The 9,938-nt window shown below is 45.5% G+C and carries 10 protein-coding genes; 4 read left to right on the top strand and 6 right to left on the bottom strand.

Annotated features, from left to right (window positions below; genetic code table 11):
- The first annotated feature begins 47 nt into the window (after positions 1–47).
- Entirely contained in the window at positions 48–245 is a 198-nt protein-coding gene (gene iscX, locus Q0N89_RS09235; protein ID WP_078253014.1) for a Fe-S cluster assembly protein IscX, read from the top strand.
- 82 nt (positions 246–327) lie between these two features.
- Here the strand turns inward: iscX and Q0N89_RS09230 are convergent, their stop codons facing one another.
- On the bottom strand, positions 328–1,356 hold the full coding sequence (locus Q0N89_RS09230; RefSeq protein ID WP_294035699.1) for an ABC transporter ATP-binding protein: 1,029 nt from the start codon (positions 1,354–1,356) through the stop codon (positions 328–330).
- A gap of 32 nt (positions 1,357–1,388) precedes the next feature.
- Positions 1,389–2,987 (bottom strand): iron ABC transporter permease, encoded by a 1,599-nt coding sequence (locus Q0N89_RS09225; RefSeq protein WP_294035697.1) that lies wholly within the window; start codon positions 2,985–2,987, stop codon positions 1,389–1,391.
- A 250-nt stretch (positions 2,988–3,237) separates the two neighbouring features.
- On the opposite strand from Q0N89_RS09225, the gene Q0N89_RS09220 reads away from it, so the two are divergent.
- The gene (locus Q0N89_RS09220; RefSeq protein ID WP_294035695.1) at positions 3,238–4,239 is read left to right on the top strand and encodes an extracellular solute-binding protein; all 1,002 of its coding nucleotides are present in this window, start codon (positions 3,238–3,240) and stop codon (positions 4,237–4,239) included.
- A 95-nt stretch (positions 4,240–4,334) separates the two neighbouring features.
- Here Q0N89_RS09220 and dapE read toward each other — a convergent pair whose 3' ends face one another.
- The 4 genes from dapE to Q0N89_RS09200 all read right to left on the bottom strand — a co-directional run bounded on the left by dapE (position 4,335) and on the right by Q0N89_RS09200 (position 7,927).
- Positions 4,335–5,519: a succinyl-diaminopimelate desuccinylase gene (gene dapE, locus Q0N89_RS09215; protein ID WP_294035693.1), complete on the bottom strand. Its 1,185-nt coding sequence runs from the start codon at positions 5,517–5,519 to the stop codon at positions 4,335–4,337.
- A gap of 45 nt (positions 5,520–5,564) precedes the next feature.
- On the bottom strand, positions 5,565–6,476 hold the full coding sequence (locus Q0N89_RS09210; RefSeq protein WP_294035691.1) for an ADP-ribosylglycohydrolase family protein: 912 nt from the start codon (positions 6,474–6,476) through the stop codon (positions 5,565–5,567).
- Between the two features lie 165 nt (positions 6,477–6,641).
- Positions 6,642–7,244, bottom strand: coding sequence for a hypothetical protein (locus Q0N89_RS09205; RefSeq protein WP_294035689.1), 603 nt, complete (start codon positions 7,242–7,244; stop codon positions 6,642–6,644).
- Between the two features lie 53 nt (positions 7,245–7,297).
- Entirely contained in the window at positions 7,298–7,927 is a 630-nt protein-coding gene (locus Q0N89_RS09200; RefSeq protein WP_294035687.1) for a 2OG-Fe(II) oxygenase, read from the bottom strand.
- Positions 7,928–8,026: 99 nt separating this feature from the next.
- Here Q0N89_RS09200 and Q0N89_RS09195 point away from each other — a divergent pair, with 99 nt between their 5' ends.
- The gene (locus tag Q0N89_RS09195; RefSeq protein ID WP_078253037.1) at positions 8,027–8,914 is read left to right on the top strand and encodes a 23S rRNA (adenine(2030)-N(6))-methyltransferase RlmJ; all 888 of its coding nucleotides are present in this window, start codon (positions 8,027–8,029) and stop codon (positions 8,912–8,914) included.
- 42 nt (positions 8,915–8,956) lie between these two features.
- Entirely contained in the window at positions 8,957–9,766 is an 810-nt protein-coding gene (gene pssA, locus Q0N89_RS09190; protein WP_294035683.1) for a CDP-diacylglycerol--serine O-phosphatidyltransferase, read from the top strand.
- Positions 9,767–9,938: the final 172 nt, after the last annotated feature.

Raw genomic sequence — 9,938 nt, 5'->3', positions numbered from 1 at the left:
GACAAATTTATGCTAAACTAAAACTCATATTCTTGATGGAGAACCCCATGACCCTAACTTGGCACGACACCCTAGATATCGCCATTGCCTTAGCAGAAAAATACCCTGATGAAGATGTGCAGTACATTCGCTTTACCGATTTGCACCGTTATGTCTGTGAACTAGATGGCTTTAGCGATGACCCAAACAAATCTAATGAGCGTATCCTAGAAGCCATTCAGATGGCATGGCTGGATGAGCTGTGATGAGTTAATTTTAAAAACAAAACCGTTCTTGGTCTGCCATGAACGGTTTTGTTATATGGGTGATTAATAAGAGCCATCAGTATTATAAGGTGCTTACCCGTCTTATAGCGACAGTCAGGCTATCGCCGATTTGGTGGCTGTCGTGATTGGCAGCCATGGATGTTTGCATTAGTAGCGTCTGCCCTGACTGTGTGGTCAGTGTATAGAGCCAATTACCCCCACGAAAATCTCGGTCGCTGACCACGACATCGATGGCGTGCGTATCACGCTCTGCCTTGTAGGGCTTGACATCGTGTGGGCGGATGAGTGCTTTGGTGGCGTGCGGTGACACAGCTAGGATGATATGCCCAAAGACACTATCAAAGCCGTGCTCGCCACCGTTTTGGATATCAACCAGCACTCCTTCACCGATAAAGCGGGCGACAATCTCGGTGGCAGGCGTGTGATACAGGGCGGTTGGTGTATCCCATTGTTGCAGCCGACCATCGGCAAGCAGGCCGACCACATCCGCCATCGCAAAGGCTTCGGCTTGGTCGTGCGTGACCAAGATGGCGCTGACATTTTGGGATTTGAGCAGACGGCGGACTTCTTTGGATAGGCTGGTGCGTAGCTCGACATCTAGGTTCGAAAATGGCTCATCTAAGAGCACCAAGCTTGGGCGGGGTGCAAGTGCACGTACCAATGCCACTCGTTGCTGCTGACCGCCTGATAGCTCGTGCGGATAGCTGTTTTTGTAGCTTTGCATATCAATCAGGCTTAACATCTCATCGACTCGTGCCGCCTGTGCTGATTTATCCAGTGTCGATAAGCCAAAGGCGATATTATCCGCCACCGTCAAATGTGGAAACAGTGCATAATCTTGGAACACCATACCGATATGACGGCGGTGTGCAGGCATTGCCTGTTTACCATCAAACAGGGCTTGATTATCAAGCATGATACGACCTGCATTCGGTGTCTCAAAGCCTGCGATACAGCGTAGTAGGGTGGTCTTGCCACAGCCTGATGCACCGAGTAGGCAGGCGATTTGCCCTTTTTGCAGTTCAAAGTTGATATCGCTTAGGATGGTTTTGTTGTCAAAGCTGATGGATAACTGATGGATGCTTAGCATAATTTTCTCAATAATATCAATATCTTGTGGTGTTATTTTTGGTCCATTTTGGCGAACAAAATCACAGGGATGAGTCCTGCAATGATGATGGCAAGCGCAGGCAATGACGCCTTGTCATACAGACCTTCACTGGTGAATGAATAAATCCGCACCGATAAAGTATCCCAGTCAAACGGACGCATCATCAGGGTAATTGGCATCTCTTTCATCGTATCGACAAAGACCATCAGCATCGCCACACCGAGCGAGCCTTTGATGAGCGGCAGATACACACGACGCACGGTCGTGAGTGGCGTCGCCCCAAGCGATGCCGCCGCTTCGATGTGTGCAGATTTGATGCGCTTCATGCCAGCATCCACCGACTGCACCCCGAGTGCCAAAAATCGGATGAGTAGTGCAATCAGCATCACCCCAAGCGTCCCTTTAAAGATAGCATCAGTATCGCCCAAGCCATCAACAGTTGCAATCAGCCAATTATCCAGCCATGCCACAGGCACGAACACCCCGACAGCGAGCACTGAGCCAGGGATGGCGTAGCCAAGCGTTGAGATTTTGGCGGCGGCAGTAGCAAATTTACTGTGGTCCGTGCGTGTGCTGATGGCGATAAATAACGCCACCACAGCCACGAGCACCGATGCCATCAGGCTGACACTGACCGAATGCCAAATTTGGGTGATGAGCTCAGAAGCGATGGTATCTTGCCAAGTATCCATCGCCCACAAGATAAGCTGTAGGACAGGCAGGACAAAAGCAAGGCATAAGATGGCGGCGCAATAAGCGGTGGCAAGCCATTTTTTGTAGCCATGTAGGATAATCGGGCGATGATGGCTAGCACGACCTGTCGTCTCAAAACGGCGACGACCACGGCTCAACTGCTCAAGTAGCAAAAAAATAAACACCAAGCTAATGAGCAGACTTGCCAACTGCTTAGCGGTATCAATCGAAAAAAACCCAAACCACGCCTGATAAATGGCGGTGGTAAAAGTATCATAACCAAAGACACTCACTGCCCCAAAGTCAGCCAGCACTTCCATCAAAGCAAGTATCATACCGCCTGCAATCCACGGACGAGCCATCGGCAGGGCAAGCTTGACAAAGGACTTTGGCGCAGACAAACCCATCGATGCACCTGCTTCGAGCGCACGCGCACCCATACTGCCAAAGGCATTTTTGGCAAGCAGATACACATACGGATACAGTGTCAAGCTCATGACGATGGTCAAGCCAAAGCCATTTCGCACATCGGGTAAGCCGTTTTCAAATCCCCAATTTTCTCTTAAAAAGGTACTAATACCACCTGTATAATCAAAAATGCCAAGCTGTACAAAGGCAAGCACATAAGCAGGCACTGCCAAAGGCAACATCATCGCCCAAGCAAAAAACCGCTGTAGCGGAAATCGGTGCATGGCAGTCAGCCAAGCAGTGGTCGTACCAAGCAAAGTCACGCCAATGCCGACACCGATGATGAGTAGCAAGGTATTTTTTAATAATAAAGGCAATTCATAATCAAGCAAAAACTGCCAAATCTCAGCATTAAAACTGCCCAATGATGACACAATCACCCCAAGCGGGATAATCACCAAGCAGGCGCAAATCAGTAGCCACAGACGAGAAAAAAGGGATGAGTTCATAACAACCGTGTCAAAAGAAAAAGGGCAAATATGGGTTGTGTAATTTATGTACAATGCCAAAAAGTTGGTTATCGTTATCGAGAACCGTATAAAAATCGATAATGATAATTCTTCTTGTTTAAATGCTGAAAATATTTTATTATATAAGTGCTAAACATGGCAATGTTTTGTTTACAAAAATTGCAAATTTTGTGCAAATCCATTCGGTTTTGCATTTTTTGGTCGCAAGACGCTTATTAAAGGATTGATTATGAAAAAATTACTCGTTGCTTCATTGGCATTGGCGATGACTGCGCCTGCATTTGCTAGCGAATTGGTTGTGTATTCTGCTCGTGCAGATGAACTGCTTAAGCCATTAACCCAAGCTTATCAAAAGAAAACCGGTACTAAGGTGACTTTGGTGAGTGACAAAGCAGGGCCTTTGATGGAAAAACTCAAAGCTGAAGGTAAAAACACTAAGGCGGATGTGTTCATCACCGTCGATGGTGGCAACCTATGGCAAGCAGCCCAAGCAGGACTGCTACGCCCAATCAACTCATCGGTGCTAAAATCAAACATTCCATCAAACCTGCGTGACCCAAATAACCAATGGTTTGGCTTGTCAGTGCGTGCTCGTACGATTTTTTATAATCCAAAGAAAGTGAACGCAAGCCAGCTATCTAGCTATGCGGATTTGGCAGATGCCAAGTGGAAAGGCAAGCTATGCCTACGCACGTCAAACAACGTCTATAACCAGTCATTGGTCGCCACCATGATTGCACACAACGGTCAAGCCAAAACCGAACAAATCGTCAAAGGTTGGGTGAATAACTTGGCAACTGCGCCATTTTCAAATGACACCGCACTGCTAGAAGCCATCGATGCAGGTCGCTGTGATGTGGGTATCGCCAATACTTATTATTATGGTCGCCTACTGAACCAAAAACCAAGCGTCGCTAACAATGTCAAAGTATTCTTCGCTGACCAAAAAGGCAAAGGCACGCATGTCAATGTCTCAGGCGCAGGCGTGGTCAAGCACAGCGATAACGCTGCCGAAGCCCAAAAATTCATCGAATGGCTAAGCGGCTCAGAGGCCCAAAGCCTATATGCGCAGAATAACTTTGAATACCCAGCCAACCCACGCATTAGTGTTACTGGCAATATGGCTCGCTGGCTACCTAGTAGCTTTAAGCGTGACATGATTAATGTCTCAGTTGCTGGTCAAAACCAACAAAAAGCCATCATGCTGATGAAAAAAGCAGGCTACAAGTGATTGATTAATAACGATTAATCAGATGTGTCCAACCAAAGCCATGTAAGAAAAAACTTGCATGGCTTTTTTTGGCTTAGGATAAGTTGTAATAAAAATCACAGCACCAAGCGAGCTAGGATGGCTTCATACACTTTGGTTAAGTCTTCGATTTCGCTGATGTCGATATGCTCATCGACTTGGTGAATGGTGGCATTTTTGACACCGAGCTCAACCACTTGAGCATTCATAATCGGTGCGATAAAGCGACCATCGGATGTGCCACCAGAAGTTGAAAGCGTGGTATCAATACCAGTAACAGACTTGATGGCATCGACGCAGGCGCTGACGAACTCGCCTTTTTCGGTCAAAAATGGCACACCCGAGAGCGTCCAGTCGATGTGATAGCTCGCATCACTATTTGCAAAATGCTTATCAAAAATCTCATGCGTCTTTGCCATCAGGCTATCAGCGGTGTTTTCGGTGCAGTAGCGGAAATTGAATAATACCGTGCAGCTGCCGCCGATGACATTGGTTGCACCTGTGCCTGAATTGATGTTTGAGATTTGCATCGATGTGGCAGGGAAATAGTCATTGCCATTATCCCAATGTGTGGCGGTCAGCTCAGCAAGTGCAGGGGCAACAGCATGAATGGGGTTGATGGCTAGGTGCGGATAGGCAATATGACCTTGCTTGCCGGTGACGGTAAGTTTGGCGTTCAGTGAGCCACGACGACCATTTTTGATGACATCGCCCAGCTTATCGGTGCTAGATGGTTCACCGACAAGGCAATAATCCATCTTTTGCCCGCGAGCGGCGAGCGTTTCGACGACTTTGACCGTGCCATTAATCGCCACGCCTTCTTCGTCACTGGTGATGAGTAGGGCGATACTGCCTTTGTGCTCAGGGTGCTTGTTGATGAACTGCTGACACGCCACTACAAAGCTTGCCACGCCAGTTTTCATATCCGATGCGCCACGCCCCCACAGCTTACCATCAGCGATGGTCGCCGAAAATGGCGGATAAGTCCATGCTGACTCATCACCTGTCGGCACGACATCGGTATGACCGGCAAAGCACAGCACGGGTGCGTCCTTGTCCGCCCCGTGCTTGATGGCCCATAGGTTTTTAACTTCGGCATTTTTGCCATTATCGTTTTTATCGCCAAAGTACATGAGCTCGCAGTCAAAACCAAGCTTATCAAGATGGCGGATGAGAATGCCTTGGCAGTCCTTGTCATCAGGAGTGATGGATGCTTGCTGGATAAGCTCAATGGATAGGGCAAGTTCTGGAGAGTGGGTCATCATAATTTCCTAATTGATATCTTATGTAAATGGTTGGTATTTTGACTATTGATTGGCGTCAAATAACGCCGCGCCAAGATTGATGATGCGTTCACTGTCATGAAGTTTTTCAAGCCAGTGTGCTGGTATGGCATCAACACCATAATAAGCACCGGCGATTTGCCCACAGATGGCGGCTGTGGTATCGGCATCATCACCCAAATTTACAGCGGTCAAGACAGCATCAGCAAAATTACCAGTATGATAAAAACACCATAGAGCTGCTTCAAGGCTTTCAACCACATAGCCGCTACCGATGATGTCATCACGGCTTTTGTGCTGATAATCACCACTGATGATAGAATGCAAATGTTCATTGTATTGAGTTGAATCATCTGCAAGCAGTTCGTCCTTGCCCATCTTACTGTTGATAGCGCGCCACAGCACTAGGCTTAGGTAGGCACAAGCAGATAAGCACGCATCCGAACCATGTGTGGTGGTTGAGCTTAACCAACCAAAATGCACTGCTTGCTCAATATCATGATGATAAAAGATAGGCACAGGGGCAAGGCGCATGATTGAACCATTGCCAGAGTTGCTATGATCGGTATAAGTGGTTTGGCTGATGCCACGATGGATAAACTGCATCACAGCTTTTCTGGTGGTATCACCAATATCAAAACATCTACCTGTTGAGGAATTTTCACCCAATTCTAGCCATCTGGCATAGCGCTGCATTTGGTCATGGTTATCAAAGCCGTCACAAGCCAGCAGGCTATCTGCCAAGCATAATGCCATTGAGGTGTCATCCGTCCAGTAGCCGGCAGGTAAATTAAATATACCACCACCTATCATGTCGGTGACAGGGGAAAAGCTGCCACGGGCTTTAAATTCGGCAGGTACGCCCAAGGCATCACCAACTGCTAGACCGGTTAGAGCGCCAATGGCTCGATTGCGTTTTTGAGAAATGGATTGCATCACAACTCCTTTGGTTATCTATGTTTTATAGCGCATCATCACGGTACATCCAAGTGGTAATCGAAAAACAGGCGCAATGAGCGATTTACACTTGATGCAACAGATTGCTGTCAAAAATATTAGATTGATTTAATTTGAGCAATAGAGTGGTAGATAGGATTGTGGTTATGGGGCTTTCTTGTATTTATTAAAAAACTCTTTGCCTAATAGCCATAAATATCTATCCAGATCCTTCAGGGTGCAATTTATATTATAATATTTTTGAAATTCTATCAGTATTTGTTTAAATTGACAGTAATCTTTTAAATCTTGATTTTTAAAAGAGCAAAATTTGTCTTCGCGGCGAAAGTGTCTTAGTACTTCATCTACATATGTATCATAAATGGGATAGTTCTCAGCATCATGATGGCTGCAATATTTTGTGGCAAATGAATAAAAACTTTTATTTTTACCATTGATAGTCACATTTTTTATATCCATGACTAAATTTGCATCACCTTCTTTTAAGCGCCTATCAATATCCAATGATTTAATTCTTTTAGCAACTGGATATATGGCAAAAATATTTGTGCTATAAAAATCATTAAGTATTGAGGATTTTATCAAGATTGCTGATATATTGTTATTTAAAGGCAATAACTCATGGAATAACTTATTTAAGGCTTGTTCTTGAATGCGGTAATTTTCAAGTTCTTTATCGTTTTTCCATTTATTGCAGTAATCATTAAGTTGTTGTTGACATGGTGTTGGGATGGTGATTTTTTCCATAAAAAATCCAATAATTAAATATAAATTAATAATAAATTGATAAAGTGGATGACTTATAACACATCATCATCACGACGCATCCAAGTAGCAATCGAAAAGCGGGTGCGATTTGTAATATTAACTTGGTGTAATAAGTCACTATCAAACAGCACAAGGCGATTGGCTTTGGGCAGTAGCTTTTGTTCATTGCCAAGCTTATCCACGACGAGAATTTCCCCACCATCGCTATCTGTCCAGTCATCATTGAGATAATATACCGCAGAGATGACCCGCTCATCACGACCGGCAGGATTGTCCTTGTGCCATTGATAGCCAAACCCTGACGGATAACAGGCGTAATGCGCTTCACAGCGACGAATCCCTGCATAAAACACCGCATTGAAATACTGTCCAAGCGATTCAATACTTGCCAAATAACGCAGTCCAACAGGGCAGGCATCATCAATCCAGCGAATGCGGTCGCCACGAATGCTTACTTCACGCTCACCGTGTGTCAGATGCGCATCTTTATAGTCGATATAGCCGCTCTCAGCTTGTAGTGCACGCACTGCATCAGCGCCAAAGCAGTCATCGACCACCATCACCCCTGTGTGCAAAAAATCATCCAGCATCGCATCGAGCCGTGTCGCCCAATCTGTATCAAAAGCCGTCGTGATGGTTATGCTATCAATCATCGCAGTCATGCCAATCCTGTGAGTGCCAAAAAAACAATTCGCCAAAAAACGCTGTCTATGCTACCATATCACAGACAAATTTGTTATCAAAAAATCAATCGAGACACTATGAATTACAAACACGCCTATCATGCGGGTAACTTTGCCGATGTTGCCAAGCATATTTTATTATTACAGTTATTGGCGCAATTTTCTGCCAAAGCCAAGCCATATTATGTGCTAGATGCTTATGGTGGTCGTGGTTTGTATTCATTGGCAAGCACCGAAACCCAAAAAACCAAAGAAGCCGAACGGGGTATTATCGCCTTAGAAAAAGCCGTCGAAGCAGGCGTGAATCACTTGCCAAAAGCGGTAGCACAATATTTGGATGATTTGGCATTTGCCCGCAATAAATACGACCAATTCGTCTATCCGGGTTCGCCGTGGTGGATTGCGCACCATAGCGAGTATCATTCAGCCGATGCACCACTGCGCTGCGAAGCCTTTGAAGCGATTGCTGATGAATATGATGCGCTCAATTATCAGCTGTATCAATTGCCAATCGGCATCCATCATCGTGATGCCTTTGAAGGTGTACCTGCGGTCGTGCCGCCCAAAGAGCGTCGTGGCGTGATTTTGCTTGATCCGCCATTTGAACAAGAGCACAAGGATTTTAGCCGTTTGGTAGATTTGCTTGTGGCGAGCTACAAGAAATTTGGCAATGGTACATTTGTGCTGTGGTATCCGATCAAAAATATCGATGCCACTGAATTATTTTATAAAAAAATGAAACGCACCGGCATCAAAAAACAGCTCGTCTGTGAACTCAATCTCTACCCAAATGATGTCGCAGTCGGCTTAAATGGCACAGGGCTATTTATCATCAATCCGCCGTGGCAATTTGCCGATGCCGCCCAAGAGATTTTAGAATTTTTAGCACCGATTCTAAAGCCTGCGGATGCCCCACAGATGTCGCTTGGCGAGATGGCGGTGGTCAAGTGGCTGGTTGGTGAATAAGCCAAGTCGATTTTCGTTTTTAGACATTCATATAGGCAAGCTATGACAGACATCAAAAAGTCAGACAACCAAGATATTCATCCTGAATGCGACCATGACGGCATCACCTTTGAGGTCATCGAACCAGAACACAACGATGGCAAAAAAGTGATGAGTAAGGGCGTGTATCTTGTGCCGAACTTGATTACCACGCTGTCATTATTTGCAGGTTTTTATTCGATTTTATCTAGTACCAATGGCGAGTTTATCAAGGCAAGCTTTGCGATTTTTGTCTCGGCATTTTTGGATGGGATGGATGGCCGTGCGGCACGCCTACTGAACGCCCAAAGTCCTTTTGGCGAGCAGTATGACTCATTGGCAGACTGTATCGCCTTTGGACTTGCGCCTGCGGTATTGGTTTATAGCTTTGCCTTGCAGCCATGGGGCAGATTTGGCATGGCGTGTGCGTTCGTATATGCAGCGTGCGCCGCATTTCGCTTGGCTCGCTTTAATGTCCAAATCGGCGTCGTGGATAAGAAATATTTCATTGGTCTAGCCAGTCCATTAGCAGCACTACTCATTGCCTGCACGGTTTTGGTGAGTCTGAATTATGCCGATTTCACCAATGGTATGAGCACCGAGCTGACTTGGTTCTTTGCGTTTTGGGTGATTGCCTGCGGTCTATTGATGGTCAGCAATGTCAAATATTACTCATTCAAAGAATTTGACAAGCAAAAAGTGCCATTTGTGGTGCTATTAGTAGCCGTGTTGCTATTTGGTGCATTGCTATACGACATTCCAGTAGGGCTACTTGCCATTGGCGTCACCTATGCGTTATCGGGTATTGTCGGCACTTTGCGTAATAAATTCTAAAAATTTCGAAGATTTTTCAAAAAATTGCTTGACGCTAAAAATTTTTAGCGTATAATAGCCCGTATTGATTGCGACATACGGTTTCAATTTAGAAATCATCAGCAATCAAAATGAATAAAAAAGCTTGACATAAAAAACCAATCGGTTATAATAGAGAGCTCAAGTCATCCAC

It is taken from the genome of uncultured Moraxella sp. (assembly GCF_945873075.1).
Classification (GTDB): Bacteria; Pseudomonadota; Gammaproteobacteria; order Pseudomonadales; family Moraxellaceae; genus Moraxella.
The sequence above is the reverse complement of the archived record's forward strand: the minus strand, read 5'-3'. Positions and strand labels throughout refer to the sequence as shown.

Excerpts from the sequence above, each read along its gene's own strand:
- iscX (WP_078253014.1), top strand. The coding sequence starts at position 48 with ATGACCCTAACTTGGCACGACACCCTAGATATCGCCATTGCCTTAGCA.
- Q0N89_RS09230 (WP_294035699.1), bottom strand. The coding sequence starts at position 1,356 with ATGCTAAGCATCCATCAGTTATCCATCAGCTTTGACAACAAAACCATC.
- Q0N89_RS09225 (WP_294035697.1), bottom strand. The coding sequence starts at position 2,987 with ATGAACTCATCCCTTTTTTCTCGTCTGTGGCTACTGATTTGCGCCTGC.
- Q0N89_RS09220 (WP_294035695.1), top strand. The coding sequence starts at position 3,238 with ATGAAAAAATTACTCGTTGCTTCATTGGCATTGGCGATGACTGCGCCT.
- dapE (WP_294035693.1), bottom strand. The coding sequence starts at position 5,519 with ATGACCCACTCTCCAGAACTTGCCCTATCCATTGAGCTTATCCAGCAA.
- Q0N89_RS09210 (WP_294035691.1), bottom strand. The coding sequence starts at position 6,476 with ATGCAATCCATTTCTCAAAAACGCAATCGAGCCATTGGCGCTCTAACC.
- Q0N89_RS09205 (WP_294035689.1), bottom strand. The coding sequence starts at position 7,244 with ATGGAAAAAATCACCATCCCAACACCATGTCAACAACAACTTAATGAT.
- Q0N89_RS09200 (WP_294035687.1), bottom strand. The coding sequence starts at position 7,927 with ATGACTGCGATGATTGATAGCATAACCATCACGACGGCTTTTGATACA.
- Q0N89_RS09195 (WP_078253037.1), top strand. The coding sequence starts at position 8,027 with ATGAATTACAAACACGCCTATCATGCGGGTAACTTTGCCGATGTTGCC.
- pssA (WP_294035683.1), top strand. The coding sequence starts at position 8,957 with ATGACAGACATCAAAAAGTCAGACAACCAAGATATTCATCCTGAATGC.